Genomic DNA, 18,383 nt, shown 5'->3' on the forward strand with positions numbered 1-18,383 from the left:
CGGCCCAAGCCGACGGCATCCCCATCGATGAATGCATCTGCAGCACGAACCCGGATCACTCCCAGGTCAGCGCGCCGCCAGTCTGATATTCGATCACTCGCGTCTCGAAGAAGTTGCGTTCCTTCTTCAGGTCGATCATCTCGCTCATCCACGGGAACGGGTTTTCCTCGTTCGGGTACAGCGGATCGAGACCGATCTGCTGGCAACGGCGGTTGCAGATGAAGCGCAGATAGCTCTTGAACATCGACGCGTTGAGGCCGAGCACCCCGCGCGGCATCGTGTCTTCTGCGTAACGATATTCAAGTTCGACCGCTTGCTGGAAGATCTCGCGGATTTCCGCGCGGAACTCAGCCGTCCAGAGTTGCGGGTTTTCGAGTTTGATCTGGTTGATCAGGTCGATGCCGAAGTTGCAGTGCATCGACTCGTCGCGCAGGATGTACTGGTACTGTTCCGCCGCGCCGGTCATCTTGTTCTGGCGACCCAGCGCCAGAATTTGGGTAAAGCCGACGTAGAAGAACAGCCCCTCCATCACACAGGCGAACACGATCAGCGAGCGCAGCAGCGTCTGGTCTGCCTCGAGCGTGCCGGTCTTGAAGGCCGGATCGGTCAGCACGTGGATGTACGGAATCAGGAATTCGTCTTTCGCGCGGATCGAGGAGACCTCGTGATACGCGTTGAAGATTTCGCCTTCGTCGAGGCCCAGGGACTCGACGATGTACTGGTAGGCGTGCGTGTGGATCGCCTCTTCGAACGCCTGGCGCAGCAGGAACTGGCGGCATTCGGGCGCCGTGATGTGGCGGTAGGTGCCCAGCACGATATTGTTGGCGGCGAGGGAATCGGCCGTCACGAAGAAGCCCAGGTTGCGCTTGACGATGCGGCGCTCATCTTCGGTCAGACCGTTCGGGTCTTTCCAGAGGGCGATGTCGCGCGACATGTTCACTTCTTGTGGCATCCAGTGGTTGGCACAACCAGCCAGATACTTTTCCCAAGCCCACTTGTATTTGAACGGCACCAACTGATTGACGTCGGTCTGGCCGTTGATGATGCGCTTGTCGGCGACGTTGACCCGCGCTTCGGTGGAAGCAGCGTGAGAAGCGGAAGCGGCGGGAGCGACAGCGATGTCGTTCGCGAACACTTCTTGAGCCGAGGGAGCGTGAGGAGCGGAACGCGTTCCGACTTGCGAACCGACAGCCGATCCCGCAGCGTTGCGCAACACATTCTGTTGCGTAGCGCTCGAGGGAGTTACGGCAGTGATCTCGTCATCCCAGTTGAGCATAAATGTCACCATCAATTTAGAACGGTTTGTACCATCTTTTCACGAGCGATAAAAGAGTTCGCTGATGAAAAATCCTGTTTTCGATTCGCGTTGCTACGTTCATACAACACTTTGTTCAACAGAGTGTGTGCATCACCTCATGTGAAGCGTGTTGAACGTGTGTCGTCGAGGTGCTTCGCGAGCTCGAAGAGCAACGTGTCGATGCGACGTTTCGCTGCTCTATCTATCTGTATTGCGGAGCGTGCTTGTAGCGTCTTGCGACTGCTGACTGTTGCCTCGCGTTGCTCGTCGCGGTGGTCCGCGCTTGCCTCGCATATGGCTGTTCGTCAGCGCTAGCGAGGTGAAGTTCAATGCAATGTCGAGCGATGCATCGGGCCGGCTGCGTTGATCGACCCATCGATCGAAGCGTTTGCTGCGCGCACTGTGTCGCGCGCTTCGTCTGGTGCTGCCGACTGCTGACTGCTGATTGACCGGGTCACGATGACCGCTTCAAGACTTCCGTGACCTGCCCTGCTTCGCTGCGTTGCGATGAGCGGCGCGCTTCGTATTTCACTCGCCGCGCCGTTCATCGACTTCACTTCTACTTCACTTGCTTCAGCTTCGCTGCTCGCTGCATGCGGGTCATTACCTACGACTCGTCAGCAAGCAGCGATCCTGCTTCTTGCCGACTGCTTATTGGCAAGCTTCGCACTCGTCGAAGCCAGGGTCGCCCGGACGCATCATGCACACCGGACCATCCGCTTCCGGCGCTGCTTCAACCGCGATTGCCGGCGCTGCCGCTGCTGCCTGAATGCCACCTGAAGCCGCGCCGCCGCTCGCGCCGAAGCCACCTGCAGCGCCGCCGGCAGCACCGCCCGAACCTTCGCCGCCGCCCGAGCTCACCGCGTTCAGCGCGCCGTGCGCCACCGTCGACTTCTCGACGTGCGTCGCCGCCATCGTGCGGAGGTAGTACGTGGTCTTCAGACCGCGCACCCAGGCGAGCTTGTAGATCTCGTCGAGCTTCTTACCCGACGCGCCGCCCATGTAAATGTTCAGCGACTGCGCCTGGTCGATCCACTTCTGACGACGCGATGCCGCTTCGACCAGCCACTTCGGATCGACTTCGAACGCGGTGGCGTAGATCGCGCGCAGGTCGGCCGGGATCCGGTCGATGCGCGAGAGCGTGCCGTCGAAATACTTCAGGTCGGCGACCATCACTTCGTCCCACAGGCCGCGTTCCTTCAGGTCGCGCACCAGGTAGTCGTTGACCACCGTGAATTCGCCCGACAGATTCGACTTCACATACAGGTTCTGGAAGGTCGGTTCGATACAAGCCGACACGCCGATGATGTTCGAGATCGTCGCCGTCGGCGCGATCGCGACGCAGTTCGAGTTGCGCATGCCGTAGGTGGCGATGCGCGAACGCAGTTCGGTCCAGTCCATCGACTCGCTCGAATCGACTTCCACGTAACCGCCACGCGCGTCGGCCAGCAGCTTCACCGAGTCTTGCGGGAGGATGCCGCGATCCCACAGCGAGCCGCGGTAGCTCGAGTAACGGCCGCGCTCCTGCGCCAGTTCCGTCGACGCGTAGTAGGCGTAGTAGCAAACCGCTTCCATCGACGTATCGGCGAACTTGACCGCTTCTTCCGACGCATACGGCGTGCGCAGCAGGTGCAGGCAGTCCTGGAAGCCCATGATGCCCATGCCGACCGGACGGTGCTTCAGGTTCGAGTTACGCGCCTTGGCGACTGCGTAGTAGTTGATGTCGATCACGTTGTCGAGCATGCGCATCGCCACGCTGACGGTGCGCTTCAGCTTGTCGTGGTCGAGCACGAGCGTGCCGTCGGCCTGTTCCTTCAGGTGAGCGACGAGGTTCACGGAGCCCAGGTTGCAGACGGCGATTTCGGCGTCGCTGGTGTTCAGCGTGATTTCCGTGCACAGGTTCGACGAGTGGACGACGCCGACGTGCTGTTGCGGCGAGCGCACATTGCACGGATCCTTGAACGTGATCCACGGGTGGCCGGTTTCGAACAGCATGCCCAGCATCTTGCGCCACAGTTGCGCCGCCGGGATCTTCTTGAACAGCTTGATCTCGCCGCGCGCGACCTTGTCTTCGTAAGCCGTGTAAGCCGTTTCGAACTCGGCGCCGAACTTGTCGTGCAGGTCCGGGCAGGTGGACGGCGAGAACAGCGTCCAGTCGCCGCCTTCCATCACGCGCTTCATGAACAGGTCGGGAATCCAGTTCGCCGTGTTCATGTCGTGGGTACGGCGGCGGTCGTCGCCGGTGTTCTTACGCAGCTCGAGGAATTCCTCGATGTCCAGGTGCCACGTTTCCAGGTACGCGCAGACCGCGCCCTTGCGCTTGCCACCCTGGTTCACGGCGACCGCCGTGTCGTTGACGACCTTCAGGAACGGCACGACGCCTTGCGACTTGCCATTGGTGCCCTTGATGTGCGAACCAAGCGCCCGCACGCGCGTCCAGTCGTTGCCCAGGCCGCCGGCGAACTTCGACAGCAGCGCGTTTTCCTTCAGCGCTTCGTAGATGCCGTCGAGGTCGTCGTCGACTGTCGTCAGGTAGCACGACGACAGTTGCGAACGGCGCGTGCCCGAGTTGAACAAAGTGGGCGTGGACGACATGAAGTCGAAGCTCGACAGCACGTTGTAAAACTCGATCGCGCGCGCTTCACGGTCGATCTCGTTGAGCGACAGACCCATCGCGACACGCATAAAGAATGCCTGCGGCATTTCGATGCGCACGCCGTCGTGATGCAGGAAGTAGCGGTCGTACAGCGTTTGCAGACCGAGGTAGCCGAATTGCAGATCGCGGTTGTTGTCGAGCGCGGCGCCGAGGCGCTTCAGGTCGAACTGCAGCAGCTTGTCGTCGAGCAGCTCGGCTTGCACGCCGCGCTTGATGAACTGCGGGAAGTACTCGGCGTAGCGCTCGCCCATTTCCGTTTGCGTGACTTCCTCTTCGAGGATCTCGCGGCGGATGGTGTGCAGCAGGATGCGCGCGGTGACCTGGCTATAAGCCGGGTCCTTTTCGATCATCGTGCGGGCAGCCAGAATCGCCGAGTCGTAGACCTGGCTCATCGGCACGCCGTCGTACAGATTCTTGACCGTCTCGGCGATGATCGGATCGGCGCTCACCGCGTCGCCCAGGTTCGAGCAAGCCAGTTCGATGATGCCGCGCAGCGCAGCCATGTCCAGCGGACGTGTGACGCCGTTGTCGGTCACGTTCAGACCCGGCGTGTTCGCCACGATCTGGTCGTCATGACCGCGGGCCTGCGTGCGCTTCTCGCGATACAGCACGTAAGCACGCGCGACGTTGTGCTCGCCGCCGCGCATCAGCGCGAGCTCGACCTGATCCTGAATGTCTTCGATATGGAACGTGCCGCCGTTCGGGCGGCTGCGCACGAGTGCGCGCACCACGTTCTGCGTGAGTTGCTCGACCAGTTCGCGCACACGCGCCGAGGCGGCGCCTTGACCACCGTTCACGGCCAGAAATGCCTTCGTCACGGCGATGGCGATTTTCGACGGTTCGAACGACACGACGCTGCCATTACGACGGATCACCTTGTAGTCGGCGAAGGTCGCTTGCGGCGCGAGCGCTTGTGCGCCTTGTGCCTGGCCGAAGGCCTGGCCAGTCGGTGAGCCCTCATACCGGGTCGTCACGTTGTCGGTGGTTTGCATGTGCAAAGCTCCTGGTCCTGGAAATGTTGCGGGAAGATCCGCGGATTAAAACGAACGCTGCGCCGCCGCGTGCGCAAGCGATGGGGTGCAGGAAAAAGGCCGGCTAAGCCGCGTGGCGGGATGCGACTGCGATGAAGCCTGATTCGAATTGGTAACGGTCTTCATCGTGTAGGTCGCGATCACTGGCTAAGCCCCTTTCCTGAATGTTTCTGGATGCTGCCGGTGGTCTCGCCGGCCGCGCCACAGGAATTTTTTTCGCTGCCTGGAATGCTTGCGGCGCCGTGCTCGAGAGCGGGGCGCCGCGGACTTATACACTCGGTTATGCACTCAGTTATTCACACGGTTATGCACAGCGGAACACAAGATGTAGTGCAGAACCGAATTTGTGGCACCAAGTATAGTGGAGATTCGAGACAGGTCAAATCGTTTTATTTGCTTTCGAAGTCTTGACTTTTGCTTAGCGCGGCGCGAAGCCGACTCCCCGGAGAACAAGGCGGCGCCTTGCTCTCCTCGCATCACGCGAAGTCGCGCGAAGGGTCGTTACGGCGCTTTGGAAAACTTGAGATAGGGGAAATACTGAGCGTCAAGCGACGTGTCGCGCTGCAGACGCGACCACTCGAAATGGGGCCCTGGATCGGTCTTGCGACCGGGGGCGATGTCCGAGTGACCGGCGAGCGCCTCGACCGGATAGCGAGCCTTGAGCGCGCTCACGAGGGCACCGAGCGTGCGGTATTGAGCCGCTTCGAAAGGCGTAATGTCGCTGCCCTCCAACTCGATGCCGATCGAGAAATCATTGCAGCGTTCGCGGCCGAAAAAATTCGACGGCCCGGCGTGCCACGCGCGTTCGTTGCACGACACGAACTGCTCGAGCGCGCCGTCGCGATGAATCACGAAATGCGCCGACACCCGCACGCCGCGCAGATGCGAGTCGTAGTACGGGTGGGCGTCGCAATCGAGCGCGTTGAGGAACAGGTCGGCGATCGCGGTGCCGCCGAATTCGTTGGGCGGCAGGCTGATGTTGTGAACGACGATCAGCGTCGGCACGGCCCCTTCGGGCCGCGCTTCGAAATTCGGCGATGGCAGTTTGCTTGCGGCGGCGACCCAACCGTCGGTGTCGACGGTGAACTCGACGCTCATCGAGCGTCGCGGCCCGTGGGTCGCGCGCCGTGACGCTGCGCGTGCGCGGCGCTGCAGAACGGCTGCCCGGCCACCACCACGGAATCGCTCTTCGGCGCGTGCACGCCGCATTCGACGCAACGGATCATCGGCTCGGCGAGTTGCGCCGGCGCGGAAGCGCGCGCGCCGCCGTTCGGACCATTCGCACCATTCGCGCCATTCGCGCCATTCGCGCCTTTGGCGCCCGCGGCGCCGGTGCCGCTGCGTTGGGACGCCTGCACGTCATGACGACGCAGCGCCTTCACCAGCCACTGGCCAAGGATGAACAACAGGATCAGCAGAAATATTTGTCGCATGGGGACACGCTCACACTACAGCTCGGTGCAACAGCACCTCGAAAACAAAACGGCTGCCGACGTACGCCAGCAACAGCGCGACGAACGACGCCAGCACCCAGCGCAATGCCGCACGGCCGCGCCAGCCGGAAACCTTGCGCGCGGTCAGCAGCGCGCCGAACATCACCCAGGAAAGAATCGCGAACACGGTTTTGTGATCGAGCCGCAATGCGCGATCGACCAGTTGCTCGCTGAACAGAATGCCCGACACCAGTGTTAACGTCAGCAAGACGAAACCCGCGCCGATCAAACGGAACAGCAGCTTCTCCAACGTCAGCAGCGGCGGCAGCGTATCGAGCCAGCTCGACAGCCAGCCGTTGCCCGCCGCGGCCCCGTGCCGCTGCGCCATGCCGCCGCGCATGGCATGCAGACGCCGCTCGACCAGCAGCATCAGAATGGCGTGCAGCGCCGCGATCGCGAACAGACCATAGGCGATGTTGGCGATCAGGAAGTGCAGCTTGAACATCGGCGCGGCCGAGTACGGCAGCACGCGCACGCCGTTGAACGCCAGCGGCAACAACGAGGCGACGCAGGCGAGCGGCAGGACCAGCAGACGCAGGCCGTCGAGCGGAAAGAAAAAGCTCTCGATCCAGTAGATGCCGGCGCCCAGCCAGAACATGGCCGACAGCGCGAACGCGAAACCGAACACCATCGCGTTCTGCGGGAAGATGGTGGTATGCAGCAGCACGCCGTGGGCGAGCAGCGCCACGAACAGCAGCGCGCGCCCCGAGCTGCTCATGCCCGAAGCGGCCGATGGTGCCGACACGGGCGCAGCCGCGGCGGGCACCGGCGGCACGCTTTCGAGCATGGGACGCATGGCGGCGTGCCGGTGCGAGCGCCAGCCGGCCACGGCTAAACCACCGTAGAGGAGCGCAGTGAGGGCATACAGTACAATATCCATATTCGAAGTTTACACTAGGCCCCTACTCCGCGACGTCTTCCGCTTCGCGCGCTGCCCGGGCCGCACTGTTCATCGCTCCCCATGCTCGACAATCTGACTCAACGGATGGCGCGCGTCGTCAAGACGCTGCGCGGCGAAGCCCGGCTCACCGAGGCGAACACCCAGGAAATGCTGCGCGAGGTGCGCCTGGCGCTGCTCGAGGCCGACGTGGCGCTGCCCGTCGTGCGCGAGTTCATCGCCAAGGTGAAGGAAAAGGCGCTTGGCGAGGAAGTCATCAGCAGCCTCTCGCCGGGTCAGGCGCTGGTCGGCGTGGTGCAGCGCGAGCTGACCGCGATCATCGGCGGCGACTACGAAGGCAAGGCGGTCGAACTGAACCTCGCCGTCACGCCGCCGGCCGTCATTCTGATGGCGGGTCTGCAGGGCGCCGGTAAGACGACCACCGTCGGCAAGCTCGCCAAGCTGCTGCGCGAGAAGTACAAGAAAAAAGTACTGACCGTGTCGTGCGACGTTTACCGCCCTGCCGCTATCGCGCAGTTGAAGACGGTGACCGAGCAGGTCGGCGCGGACTTCTTCCCGTCGGAGCCGGATCAGAAGCCGGTCGACATCGCGCGCGCCGCCGTGGATTGGGCCAAGCGCCACTATCACGACGTGCTGCTGGTCGACACGGCCGGCCGTCTCGGCATCGACGAAGTGATGATGCAGGAAATCGCCGCGTTGCACAGCACGCTGAAGCCGGCGGAAACGCTGTTCGTGGTCGACGCGATGCTCGGCCAGGATGCGGTGAACACCGCCAAGGCATTTAGCGACGCGCTGCCGCTCACCGGCGTGGTCCTCACCAAGCTCGACGGCGACTCGCGCGGCGGCGCGGCGCTCTCCGTGCGCCATGTCACCGGCAAGCCGATCAAGTTCGTCGGCGTGGCGGAAAAACTCGACGGCCTCGAAGTCTTCTACCCGGACCGCATGGCGAACCGGATTCTCGGCATGGGCGACATTCTCGCCCTCGTCGAAGAAGCGCAACGCGGCGTGGACGTGCAGGCCGCGCAGAAGCTCGCTGACAAGGTCAAGAAAGGCGGCGACTTCGATCTGAACGATTTCCGCGCACAACTCACGCAAATGAAGGGCATGGGCGGCCTGTCGTCGCTGATGGACAAGCTACCCGCGCAGTTCCAGCAGGCCGCCGCCGGCGCCAACATGGGCCAGGCCGAGAAGCAGATGCGGCGCATGGAAGGCATCATCAATTCCATGACGCCGCTGGAGCGCGCCAAGCCCGACCTCATCAAGGCCACGCGCAAGCGCCGCATCGCCGCGGGCGCGGGCGTGCAAGTGCAGGAAGTCAACCGCATGCTGAATCAGTACGACCAGATGCGCACCATGATGAAAAAGCTCAAGGGCGGCAATCTGCAAAAGATGATGCGCGGCATGAAGGGCATGTTGCCCGGCATGCGCTAAGCTTTAGCAAGACGGCGGCGCGCGCGTTCCGCGCATGGACCACGGAACGCGACCTGACTCCGGATTCGTGCGGGTTTATTCTGTACCGCGCGCCGCCGTCCTCACCCACACTATGTATACAGTCACCGCCCGTCAGACGTCATGAACCGCGAAGAAGCTCTCCACATTTTTAGCCACTCCGAAGAAATCGTTTCGGCCGACGACGTCAACGCGTCGATCAGCGGCATGGCGGCCGCCATCCGCGACGAGATGAGCGAGGACTTCCCGCTCGTGTTGTCGGTCATGGGCGGCGCGGCGGTGTTCACCGGCATGCTGTTGCCGCACCTCGATTTCCCGCTCGAGTTCGACTACATCCACCTGACCCGCTACCGCAACACCACCAAGGGCGGCAACGAGATGCAGTGGCGCGTGGCGCCGGCGGAGTCGGTGAAGGATCGCGTCGTGCTGGTGCTCGACGATATCCTCGACGAAGGCGAGACGATGGCCGCGATCCGCGACCGTATTCTCGCGATGGGCGCGAAGCGCTTCCTGAGCGCGGTGCTGTGCGAGAAGATCATTCCGAAGGCCAAGCCGCTGCGTCCGGATTATTGCGGCTTCGAAGTGCCGGACCGCTATGTGTTCGGCTGCGGAATGGATGCGAAGGGTTACTGGCGTAACCTGCCCACGATTCGCGCGCTGACTGAAGGCGCTTGATGCCCGTTTAAGGCCGCCGCTTTCGAGGCGGTGAATCGGTATAAGAAAAGCGGCTCACGGGCCGCTTTTTTTGCGCTGCGTTGCACTGCACGGGCCTGGATGCCCCGCCGGCTCCGGCATCACAGTTGATGCACGAACGACCGGATACCGCCGAGCATCATCTCCACCGAAATTGCCACCAGCACGAGACCCATCAGCCGCTCGAAGGCCATCATCGCGCGCTCGCCGAGCCACGCCTGAATGCGCTCCGCCAACATCAGCACGATCGCGCAGACGATCATCGTGACAGTCAGCGCACCGATCCACTCCAGCATCTTGCCGGGCGCCTGCGACGTCAGCAGCATCACCGTGGCCAGCGCCGACGGGCCCGCCAGCGCCGGAATGGCGAGCGGCACGATCAGCGGTTCGCCGCCGCGCGTGTCGCCGCCGAGCGGACCGTCCGGATGCGGAAACACCATTCTGAGCGCGATGAGGAACAGCACGATCCCGCCGCCGATGCGCAACGACTGGTCGGTCAGGCTCATCATGCGCAGAAAGCCGTCACCGACCACCATGAAGATCAGCAGGATCGCGAAGGCGATCGCCACCTCACGGAGAATGACGATCGTGCGCCGCTTCGGCGACACGCCGCGCAGACAACTGATGAAGAGCGGAATGTTGCCAAGCGGATCGGTGATCAGAATCAGCAGGACAGTCGCGGACACGAAGGTGTATTCCACCGTCCGCTCCGTTTAGCGCGCCAACGCTGCGCGAACCTTCCCGATCACCGTTTGCGCGGCGTCTTCGACCGGCAGCAGCGTCGCTTCAGCGTCGCGGCGGCCCTGGTATTCGAGCTTGCCTTCCTTGAGGCCACGGTCGCCGATCACGAGACGATGCGGCACGCCGATCAGCTCCCAGTCGGCGAACATCACGCCCGGGCGCTCGCCGCGGTCGTCGAGGATCACGTCGATGCCCGCTTCGACCAGTGTCGCGTACAGCTTATCGGCTTCTGCGCGCACGGCTTCACTGCGGTCGTAACCCATCGGGCACAGCACGACTTCGAACGGCGCAATCGATTCTGGCCAGATGATGCCCTTGTCGTCGAAATTCTGTTCGATCGCGGCGCCCAGAATACGCGTCACGCCAATCCCGTAGCAGCCCATTTCCATCGGCCGCGGCTTGCCGGTTTCGTCGAGGCAGGTCGCGTTCATCGCTTCGGAATACTTGGTGCCGAGCTGAAACACGTGGCCCACTTCGATACCGCGGCAGATGTCGATCACGCCCTTGCCGTCCGGCGACGGATCGCCCTTCCTGACGTTGCGAATGTCGGCGACGACCGGTTCCGGCAGATCGCGGCCCCAGTTCACACCGGTGGTGTGGTAATCCACCTCGTTCGATCCGACCACGAAGTCGCTCATGTTCGCGACCGTGCGATCCGCGACGACCTTGATCGGCTTCTTCGTGTCGATCGGACCGAGGTAACCCGGCGGCGTACCGAAGGTTTCGATGATTTCCGCCTCGGTCGCCATGCGGAAGTCGGCCAGACCCGGCAGCTTGCTCGCCTTGATCTCGTTCAGGTCGTGGTCGCCGCGCAGCATCAGCAGCCAGATGGTCGGCTCGGCGCCTTCGTTTTCCGTCGCGAGGATGATCGACTTGATCGTGCGCTCGAGCGGAATGTTCAGCAGTTCGGCCACCGCTTCGCACTTCGCCTTGCCCGGCGTGGCGGTCTTCTTCATCTCTTCGGCCGGCGCAGCGCGTTCCGCGTAGAGCGGCAGCGCTTCAGCCGCTTCGACGTTCGCCGCGAACTCGGAGGTCGGGCAATAGGCGATCGCGTCTTCACCCGTCTCAGCGATCACGTGGAATTCATGCGAGCCGCTGCCGCCGATCGAACCGTTGTCCGCCGCCACTGCGCGGAAGTCCAGACCGAGGCGCGTGAAGATGCGCACGTAAGCGTCGTACATCTTGCGATACGACTCGCGCAGGCCATCCATGTCCTTGTCGAACGAGTACGCGTCTTTCATGATGAACTCGCGGCCGCGCATCACGCCGAAACGCGGACGGATCTCGTCGCGGAACTTGGTCTGAATCTGGTAGAAGTTCACCGGCAACTGGCGATAGCTCTTGATCTGATTGCGCGCGATGTCCGTCACCACTTCTTCGTGGGTCGGTCCGATCACGAAATCGGACTGCCTGCGATCCTTGAAGCGCAGCAGTTCGGGGCCGTACTTTTCCCAGCGGCCCGATTCCTGCCACAACTCGGCCGGCTGCACCGCCGGCATCAGCAACTCGATCGCGCCTGCCCGGTTCATTTCTTCGCGCACGATGGCTTCCACCTTGCGGATCGAGCGCAGGCCGACCGGCAGGTAGTTATAGATACCGCCGGCGACGCGCCGGATCATGCCCGCGCGCACCATGAGCTTGTGGCTGACGATCTCTGCGTCGGCGGGAGCTTCTTTGAGGGTACCGATAAAGAAACGGGAAGCTTTCATTCAGATTATCCAAAAGCGGCGGCTCCGGAGGGACCGCCCGAAAGGTGAAAACGGTGGGGAAATCGACACAGATCCGGCTCTGAGCCGGCACGGTTTGCCTGACACCGGCACAACGCAGCCCGACCGCGGCGCCGAAGCCGCCGCGCAAAGCCTTTGCACAAGGGATAAGGCACGGAAAGACTGACAGGCTACCGCAAACGCGAGCCTTTGGCGGCGAATCGTTCCAATCTGGTGCGAATCGGTGCGTCAGGCCCGTTATCTGTTTATAATCAAAGCAATTTTAAAGGATTCGAAGGTGGTTGTATGCTGGATCGTGAAGGCTTTCGCCCGAACGTCGGCATCATCCTCTTGAACGCGCACAACGAGGTGTTTTGGGGCAAACGGCTCCGTGAACATTCCTGGCAGTTTCCGCAAGGGGGCATCAAGTACGGAGAGACCCCCGTGCAAGCGATGTATCGGGAGTTACACGAAGAAACCGGGCTGCTTCCTGAGCACGTCAAGGTGATTGGTCGCACGCGCGACTGGTTGCGTTACGAGGTGCCTGACAAGTTCATCAAGCGCGAAGTACGCGGTCATTACCGCGGCCAGAAACAAATCTGGTTTTTGCTCCGGATGGTTGGACGCGACTGCGACATCTGCTTGCGCGCCACCGACCACCCTGAGTTCGATGCGTGGCGCTGGAACGAGTACTGGGTGCCGCTCGACTGTGTGATCGAGTTCAAGCGGGATGTATATCAGTTGGCGCTGACGGAGCTATCCCGTTTCATGCGCCGGGCTGCGCCGCGTGCGGAAAAACCTGGCGGGCACCATGGGCCGCGCTATCCCCGGATAGCGTCGTCAATGGAAAGTCCACCGGATTCCACGGTAATGACGGTGACCACCGTGACCTCGGTGACATCTGTCAGCATCGAAACATCGGTTCACGCAACGATCGCGTCCGATTGCGGTCCGGGCTCCGGTTCAACGGCCGAGGTAGGCGCCGTGCCGGAGCACGAAGACGAATCGGCAGGCGAAACGGCCGGCTCGCTGTTCCGCCCGGGCGTGCGCAATTAACAACTCTGTGCGGCTGTCCACGCCGCCTCTCTCTGACGCGGCTCGACGAGCCGCGTCAGTGTTTCGAGGAAATCATATTGAAAGCACTTGCTCTCGTCGTGGCGTGCGTCGCCACCGGCGCCCTGCTGGCTGGCTGTTCGAGCGCCGGCAAACCTACCAATAAAGACGACAGCGCGTTTACCTATTTGCTGGACCGGCAGAGCAACTGGGTTGAGAACAAGGTGGACACCCTGCCGCCGCTGCCGCAAGACTCGAATCTGCTGCCTTTCGAAGTATCCGGCAATACACCGCTGCAGTTCGCGGTCGACCGGAACTCGCTCACCGTCGGTACGGACGGAGTGGTTCGCTTTACCGTCGTCGTCGCAAGCCCGAGCGGCGCTCGTAACGTAATCTACGAAGGGATTCGCTGCGACACCTATGAATGGCGCCAGTATGCGGGCCTGAATTCTGATCACGACGGCTGGGACACGACGGTTGCGAACAGCTTCACGCGCATCGAGAATGGCGCGCTGAACGCCTATCAGGCGGCGCTGTATCAGGATTATCTGTGCGCGAACAAGATGCCCATGGGGAACGCAAGCTCGATTCTGGAGAACATCCGCTATAAGCGCACAGCGAGTTCGTCGATCCACTGAACTTTGGATCCTGGCGGGTTGCGGGCGTAAAAAAAAAGCCGTTCCAGCTTTCGCTGGAACGGCTTTTTGTTTGCCGTGTCCCTGTTCCCGCGCCTGCGACTATTAGTGACTTAGACTAGCACCAGGTTGTCACGGTGAATCAGCTCCGGCTCCAGCATATAGCCAAGCACCGATTCAATCTCGCCGCTCGGGCGCCGCTGGATCAGCTTGGTTTCGGCGCTGCTGTAGTTCGTCAGGCCGCGTGCCACTTCACGCCCCGCAGCGCTCAGACAAGCAATCACTTCACCGCGAGCAAATGCGCCCTGCACGCCGACGATGCCGATAGGCAACAGGCTCTTGCCGCCTTCGGTCAGTTTTTCGACAGCGCCGTCGTCGATCACCACGTGGCCGCGCACTTGCAAGTGATCCGCCATCCATTGCTTGCGCGCCGCCATGCGCGCCGTGCGCGCTATCAACTGCGTGCCGATCGCCTCGCCCGAGGCCAGCCGTGACAACACATCCGCTTCGCGCCCGCTTGCGATCACCGTATTGGCGCCGCTGTGAGCCGCGCGCTTCGCGGCGAGAATCTTGGTGAGCATGCCACCGCGCCCCAGACTCGAACCGGCGCCGCCCGCCATGGCTTCGAGCTCCGGCGCGCCGGCATCGGCCTGCTGGACCAGAGTCGCAGCCGGATTCTTGCGTGGGTCGGCGGTGAAAAGCCCTTGCTGATCGGTCAGGATAACAAGTGCATCGCCCTCGATCAGGTTCGCGACGAGCGCGCCGAGCGTGTCGTTGTCGCCGAATTTGATTTCGTCGGTGACGACCGTGTCGTTCTCATTGATGATCGGCACCACGCCCAAGCGCAGAAGCGTGAGCAGCGTGGAGCGTGCGTTCAGATAGCGTTCGCGGTCGGCCAGATCGGCGTGAGTCAGTAGAATCTGCGCGGTCTGGATGGAATGCTCGGCAAAGCGGCTTTCGTAGACCTGCGCGAGACCCATCTGGCCGACGGCCGCGGCCGCTTGCAGTTCGTCGATCTCACGCGGCCGCTTGGTCCAGCCGAGCCGCTGCATTCCCTCGGCAATGGCGCCCGAACTGACGAGCACCACTTCCTTGCCTTGCGCGCGCAGGGCGGCAATCTGCGCGGCCCAGCGACCGATAGCAGCATGATCGAGGCCGCGCCCGTCATTCGTGACGAGGCTCGAACCGACTTTCACTACCAATCGCCGTGAATCTGCGATGACGGAACGCATTGTGCGCAGTCTCCAAGATGACGCGTGATGCATACCGGCAGCCCGTTCGGGCGCCGGCGCTCGAGCTTTTTATGCCTGCGGGTCGATGCCGGCGTCGTCTGCGGCGGCCGGAGCTTCCGGCTTCTCGCGGAAGCGCACGTCCGCGGCGAGATCTTCGGCTTCGGCCGCGCGCTGCGCATCCGAATGCGCGGCGATGTGGTCGAACACCGCGTAGCAGAGGTTTTCACAGCCCTGGCCGGTCAGCGCCGAGATTTCGAACACCGGACCGTCCCAGCCGAAGCCTTCGAGGAACGCCGAGACGCGCGTTTCGCGCTCGTCTTCGGGCACCATGTCCAGCTTGTTCAGCACGAGCCAACGCGGCTTTTCATACAGCAGCTCGTCGTACTTGCGCAGTTCGTTGACGATCGCCTTGGCTTCCGCGACGGGATCGACCGCGTCGTCGAACGGGGCGAGGTCGACGATGTGCAGCAACAAGCCGGTGCGCTGCAAATGCCGCAGGAACTGGTGGCCGAGGCCCGCGCCTTCCGCCGCGCCTTCGATCAGGCCAGGAATGTCCGCGATCACGAAGCTGCGGCTCGGCCCGACGCGCACCACGCCGAGATTCGGCGCGAGCGTCGTGAACGGGTAGTCGGCGATCTTCGGCTTCGCGTTCGACACCGACGCGATGAAGGTCGACTTGCCGGCGTTCGGCATGCCGAGCAGACCGACGTCCGCCAGCACCTTCAGTTCGAGGCGCACCATGCGGCGCTCGCCCGGCTTGCCGTCGGTCTTCTGACGCGGCGCGCGGTTCGTACTGGACTTGAAATGCAGGTTACCGAGACCGCCCGCACCGCCCTGAGCGATCTGCACGCTCTGGTTATGCTCGGTCAGATCGGCGATCAACTCGCCGGTCTCCATGTCGGTGATGGTGGTGCCGACCGGCATGCGCAACGTGATGTCGTCGCCGCCCTTGCCGTAGCAGTCCGCGCCGCGGCCGTTTTCGCCGTTGCGCGCCAAGTGTTTCTTCGCGTAGCGGTAGTCGATCAGCGTGTTGATGTTGCGGTCCGCGACCGCGATCACGCTGCCGCCCCGGCCGCCGTCGCCGCCATCCGGGCCGCCGAACGGGACGAATTTCTCGCGGCGCATCGACGCGCTGCCATCCCCTCCGTCGCCGGCGATGACTTCAATCCTCGCTTCGTCAATGAACTTCATGCGTAACTCCGTCCCGTGGTGTGCTGCCCGATGGTGCTGCTAGATTTGATGCTACTGGATGATGCTATTTTGCCGCGCCCGCCGCGCGCTGATCAATCGACCAAACGGCATAGGCGTGCTGGCGTGAGCGAAACATTCACGCCCATTCACCCGACGAAAACCGCCGGAATAAAAAAAGCCCCGCTAACTTCGCGGGGCCTTTTTCCGGTCCTGAAGCCCGTGCCTGAGTAAGCTCAGACTGCTGCCGGGACGACGTTGACCATGTGCTTCTTCGCTGCGCCCTTCGTCGAGAAATTGACGTGGCCGTCCGTCAGCGCGAACAAGGTGTGATCCTTGCCGATACCGACGTTTTCGCCCGGGTGCATACGCGTGCCACGTTGACGAACGATGATGCCGCCAGCGTTGATGGCTTGACCGCCGTAAACCTTGACGCCGAGACGCTTCGATTCAGAGTCGCGGCCGTTGCGGGATGATCCGCCTGCCTTTTTGTGTGCCATTTGATTTGCTCCTTAACCGTTGCGCTTACGCGTTGATCGCGTCGATGCGCAGTTCGGTATAGTTCTGGCGGTGGCCGCCATGCTTCTGGTAGTGCTTCCGGCGACGCATCTTGAAGATGGTCACTTTTGCGTGACGACCTTGCGACACGACGGTAGCCTTGACGGAAGCCCCACTGACCAGCGGCGTACCGAACTTAATCGATTCGCCTTCGCCCACTGCGAGAACCTGGTCGAGCGTGATTTCAGCGTCAATGTCTGCCGGTATCTGTTCTACTTTAAGTTTTTCGCCGACGGCAACTTTATACTGCTTGCCACCGGTTTTTATGACCGCGTACATTGAGAACCTCACTCTGTGTTCATTTTTCCCACGCACCGCGCGCGGAAACCCGTGATTATACATAGAGTTAGCTGCTCGGTCAAAACTCATTGAGAGGCGCCGCGCGCAGCGTCCGGCGCCTTGCCTCACGGCCTTGGTGCCCGGCTCTGCCGCCGCCCGGAACGCGCCGCGCCGCAGCCTGCGACCCGGAACTGTCGCGATTCGCCTTATAATTCGCGGCACTACCCAATTCAGCCATCATGTCGTCGACTGCCACCCCCTCCTCCAACGCCGCCAGCCTGCTCGCTCCGATCGCCGAAGACATGCAGCAGGTCAATCGCGTCATACGGCACCGTCTTGCGTCCGACGTGATGCTGATCAACCAGATTTCCGAGTACATCATCAGCGCCGGCGGCAAACGGCTGCGGCCCGCGCTGCTGCTGCTGGTGGCCGGCGCGCTGGGCGAAACCACGGGGCACCGGCATGAACTGGCCGCGGTCGTCGAATTCATTCATACGGCCACGCTGCTCCACGACGACGTGGTCGATGAATCCGACCTGCGGCGCGGCCGGCAGACCGCCAACGCGTTGTTCGGCAACGCCGCGAGCGTGCTGGTGGGCGATTTCCTGTACTCGCGCTCGTTCCAGATGATGGTCGGCGTGGGCAAAATGCGCGTGATGGAGATTCTGTCGGAGGCGACCAACGTCATCTCCGAAGGCGAAGTGCTGCAACTGCTCAACATGCACGACGCCGACGTGGACGAAGCCCGCTACATGCAAGTGATCCGCTACAAGACCGCCAAGCTGTTCGAGGCCGCGGCCCAGCTGGGCGCGGTGCTGGCCGGCTCGGACGCGAAAACGGAAGCCGCCGCGGCGGAATTCGGCCGGCGCATCGGCACTGCATTCCAGATCATGGACGACTGGCTCGACTACACGGGCACGGCCGAATCGATGGGCAAGAACGCCGGCGACGATCTTCGTGAAGGCAAACCCACACTCCCGCTGATCTATCTGATCGAACGCGGCACGCCGGATCAATCGGCGCTCGCGCGGGAAGCGATCGAACAAGGCGGCACGGCCCGCTTCGACACCATTTTCGAGGCGATCACGCGTTCCGGCGCGCTGGATCACACGCTCGAATGCGCGAAGCAGGAAGCGCAGGCCGCCGCAGCAGCAATTTCTTCATTTCCCGATTCCATTTTTAAAGAGAGCCTGCTAGAATTATGTTCTTACTCGACGGCAAGACAGTCTTGAACGAGACTGAAACACCGACTTAGTCTGAATCGAGTCTGCAGTACAAATCGGGGTGTAGCTTAGCCTGGTAGAGCGCTACGTTCGGGACGTAGAGGCCGGAGGTTCGAATCCTCTCACCCCGACCAGATTTTGTTTAAAAATCAACGGCTTAGCGAATTTTGCCGTTGCAGATGTACTACAGTAAGCTGTGTAGTACACACCCTTGATAAAGCCTTGCGAAACTCTTTTGTTCGCAGGGCTTT

Annotated in this window: 17 protein-coding genes and 1 tRNA gene; 6 read left to right on the forward strand and 12 right to left on the reverse strand. The window is 62.2% G+C overall.

Features of this window, described 5'->3' with window-relative positions; all coding sequences use genetic code 11:
* Positions 1-55: 55 nt before the first annotated feature.
* The 6 genes from PQR32_RS25080 to PQR32_RS25105 all read right to left on the reverse strand — a co-directional run bounded on the left by PQR32_RS25080 (position 56) and on the right by PQR32_RS25105 (position 7,357).
* Positions 56-1,276: a ribonucleotide-diphosphate reductase subunit beta gene (locus PQR32_RS25080; protein ID WP_408233063.1), complete on the reverse strand. Its 1,221-nt coding sequence runs from the start codon at positions 1,274-1,276 to the stop codon at positions 56-58.
* 347 nt (positions 1,277-1,623) lie between these two features.
* Positions 1,624-1,854, reverse strand: coding sequence for a hypothetical protein (locus PQR32_RS25085; protein WP_408233066.1), 231 nt, complete (start codon positions 1,852-1,854; stop codon positions 1,624-1,626).
* 94 nt (positions 1,855-1,948) lie between these two features.
* On the reverse strand, positions 1,949-4,945 hold the full coding sequence (locus PQR32_RS25090) for a ribonucleoside-diphosphate reductase subunit alpha (RefSeq protein WP_408233069.1): 2,997 nt from the start codon (positions 4,943-4,945) through the stop codon (positions 1,949-1,951).
* A gap of 540 nt (positions 4,946-5,485) precedes the next feature.
* Positions 5,486-6,082 carry a 1,6-anhydro-N-acetylmuramyl-L-alanine amidase AmpD gene (gene ampD, locus PQR32_RS25095; protein WP_408233072.1) on the reverse strand — a complete coding sequence of 199 codons (597 nt, stop codon included), beginning with the start codon at positions 6,080-6,082 and terminating at the stop codon, positions 5,486-5,488.
* Positions 6,079-6,417, reverse strand: coding sequence for a PP0621 family protein (locus PQR32_RS25100; RefSeq protein WP_408233074.1), 339 nt, complete (start codon positions 6,415-6,417; stop codon positions 6,079-6,081). Before PQR32_RS25100 ends, ampD begins: the two co-directional genes overlap by 4 nt.
* Before the next feature lie 10 nt (positions 6,418-6,427).
* Positions 6,428-7,357, reverse strand: a complete 930-nt coding sequence (locus PQR32_RS25105; protein ID WP_408233077.1) for a cytochrome C assembly family protein — start codon at positions 7,355-7,357, stop codon at positions 6,428-6,430.
* Between the two features lie 81 nt (positions 7,358-7,438).
* Here PQR32_RS25105 and ffh point away from each other — a divergent pair, with 81 nt between their 5' ends.
* Together ffh and PQR32_RS25115 are read left to right on the forward strand one after the other, a co-directional pair.
* The gene (ffh, locus tag PQR32_RS25110) at positions 7,439-8,806 is read left to right on the forward strand and encodes a signal recognition particle protein (protein ID WP_408233080.1); all 1,368 of its coding nucleotides are present in this window, start codon (positions 7,439-7,441) and stop codon (positions 8,804-8,806) included.
* A gap of 141 nt (positions 8,807-8,947) precedes the next feature.
* Complete coding sequence (locus PQR32_RS25115) at positions 8,948-9,499, forward strand: hypoxanthine-guanine phosphoribosyltransferase (protein ID WP_007180337.1); 552 nt, start codon at positions 8,948-8,950, stop codon at positions 9,497-9,499.
* A 119-nt stretch (positions 9,500-9,618) separates the two neighbouring features.
* Here the strand turns inward: PQR32_RS25115 and PQR32_RS25120 are convergent, their stop codons facing one another.
* Together PQR32_RS25120 and PQR32_RS25125 are read right to left on the reverse strand one after the other, a co-directional pair.
* Positions 9,619-10,218, reverse strand: coding sequence for a MarC family protein (locus tag PQR32_RS25120; RefSeq protein WP_323046458.1), 600 nt, complete (start codon positions 10,216-10,218; stop codon positions 9,619-9,621).
* Between the two features lie 12 nt (positions 10,219-10,230).
* Complete coding sequence (locus PQR32_RS25125) at positions 10,231-11,967, reverse strand: proline--tRNA ligase (protein WP_408233083.1); 1,737 nt, start codon at positions 11,965-11,967, stop codon at positions 10,231-10,233.
* A 303-nt stretch (positions 11,968-12,270) separates the two neighbouring features.
* On the opposite strand from PQR32_RS25125, the gene PQR32_RS25130 reads away from it, so the two are divergent.
* Both PQR32_RS25130 and PQR32_RS25135 read left to right on the forward strand, forming a co-directional pair.
* Entirely contained in the window at positions 12,271-13,020 is a 750-nt protein-coding gene (locus PQR32_RS25130; RefSeq protein WP_408233086.1) for an RNA pyrophosphohydrolase, read from the forward strand.
* Between the two features lie 77 nt (positions 13,021-13,097).
* On the forward strand, positions 13,098-13,655 hold the full coding sequence (locus PQR32_RS25135) for a CNP1-like family protein (protein ID WP_408233089.1): 558 nt from the start codon (positions 13,098-13,100) through the stop codon (positions 13,653-13,655).
* A 110-nt stretch (positions 13,656-13,765) separates the two neighbouring features.
* On the opposite strand, the gene proB is transcribed toward PQR32_RS25135, so the two are convergent.
* From proB to rplU, 4 genes are all read right to left on the reverse strand, one after another.
* Entirely contained in the window at positions 13,766-14,884 is a 1,119-nt protein-coding gene (gene proB, locus PQR32_RS25140; RefSeq protein WP_408233092.1) for a glutamate 5-kinase, read from the reverse strand.
* A gap of 69 nt (positions 14,885-14,953) precedes the next feature.
* Complete coding sequence (gene cgtA, locus PQR32_RS25145) at positions 14,954-16,075, reverse strand: Obg family GTPase CgtA (RefSeq protein WP_408233095.1); 1,122 nt, start codon at positions 16,073-16,075, stop codon at positions 14,954-14,956.
* A 233-nt stretch (positions 16,076-16,308) separates the two neighbouring features.
* A complete protein-coding gene (rpmA, locus tag PQR32_RS25150) occupies positions 16,309-16,572 on the reverse strand; it encodes a 50S ribosomal protein L27 (RefSeq protein ID WP_007180330.1) in 264 nt (87 codons plus the stop codon).
* Between the two features lie 25 nt (positions 16,573-16,597).
* Positions 16,598-16,909, reverse strand: coding sequence for a 50S ribosomal protein L21 (gene rplU / locus PQR32_RS25155; protein ID WP_007180329.1), 312 nt, complete (start codon positions 16,907-16,909; stop codon positions 16,598-16,600).
* Between the two features lie 239 nt (positions 16,910-17,148).
* On the opposite strand from rplU, the gene PQR32_RS25160 reads away from it, so the two are divergent.
* Both PQR32_RS25160 and PQR32_RS25165 read left to right on the forward strand, forming a co-directional pair.
* Positions 17,149-18,141, forward strand: coding sequence for a polyprenyl synthetase family protein (locus PQR32_RS25160; RefSeq protein WP_408233098.1), 993 nt, complete (start codon positions 17,149-17,151; stop codon positions 18,139-18,141).
* Positions 18,142-18,189: 48 nt separating this feature from the next.
* Positions 18,190-18,266, forward strand: a tRNA-Pro gene (locus tag PQR32_RS25165).
* The last annotated feature ends 117 nt before the right edge of the window (positions 18,267-18,383 follow it).

It is taken from the genome of Paraburkholderia dipogonis (genome assembly GCF_046027395.1).
GTDB classification, from domain to species: Bacteria; Pseudomonadota; Gammaproteobacteria; order Burkholderiales; family Burkholderiaceae; genus Paraburkholderia; species Paraburkholderia dipogonis_A.

Excerpts from the sequence above, each read along its gene's own strand:
- ffh (WP_408233080.1), top strand. The coding sequence starts at position 7,439 with ATGCTCGACAATCTGACTCAACGGATGGCGCGCGTCGTCAAGACGCTG.
- proB (WP_408233092.1), bottom strand. The coding sequence starts at position 14,884 with ATGCGTTCCGTCATCGCAGATTCACGGCGATTGGTAGTGAAAGTCGGT.
- PQR32_RS25130 (WP_408233086.1), top strand. The coding sequence starts at position 12,271 with ATGCTGGATCGTGAAGGCTTTCGCCCGAACGTCGGCATCATCCTCTTG.
- PQR32_RS25090 (WP_408233069.1), bottom strand. The coding sequence starts at position 4,945 with ATGCAAACCACCGACAACGTGACGACCCGGTATGAGGGCTCACCGACT.
- PQR32_RS25105 (WP_408233077.1), bottom strand. The coding sequence starts at position 7,357 with ATGGATATTGTACTGTATGCCCTCACTGCGCTCCTCTACGGTGGTTTA.
- PQR32_RS25125 (WP_408233083.1), bottom strand. The coding sequence starts at position 11,967 with ATGAAAGCTTCCCGTTTCTTTATCGGTACCCTCAAAGAAGCTCCCGCC.
- PQR32_RS25100 (WP_408233074.1), bottom strand. The coding sequence starts at position 6,417 with ATGCGACAAATATTTCTGCTGATCCTGTTGTTCATCCTTGGCCAGTGG.
- PQR32_RS25115 (WP_007180337.1), top strand. The coding sequence starts at position 8,948 with ATGAACCGCGAAGAAGCTCTCCACATTTTTAGCCACTCCGAAGAAATC.
- ampD (WP_408233072.1), bottom strand. The coding sequence starts at position 6,082 with ATGAGCGTCGAGTTCACCGTCGACACCGACGGTTGGGTCGCCGCCGCA.
- cgtA (WP_408233095.1), bottom strand. The coding sequence starts at position 16,075 with ATGAAGTTCATTGACGAAGCGAGGATTGAAGTCATCGCCGGCGACGGA.
- rplU (WP_007180329.1), bottom strand. The coding sequence starts at position 16,909 with ATGTACGCGGTCATAAAAACCGGTGGCAAGCAGTATAAAGTTGCCGTC.
- PQR32_RS25080 (WP_408233063.1), bottom strand. The coding sequence starts at position 1,276 with ATGCTCAACTGGGATGACGAGATCACTGCCGTAACTCCCTCGAGCGCT.
- PQR32_RS25160 (WP_408233098.1), top strand. The coding sequence starts at position 17,149 with ATGTCGTCGACTGCCACCCCCTCCTCCAACGCCGCCAGCCTGCTCGCT.
- rpmA (WP_007180330.1), bottom strand. The coding sequence starts at position 16,572 with ATGGCACACAAAAAGGCAGGCGGATCATCCCGCAACGGCCGCGACTCT.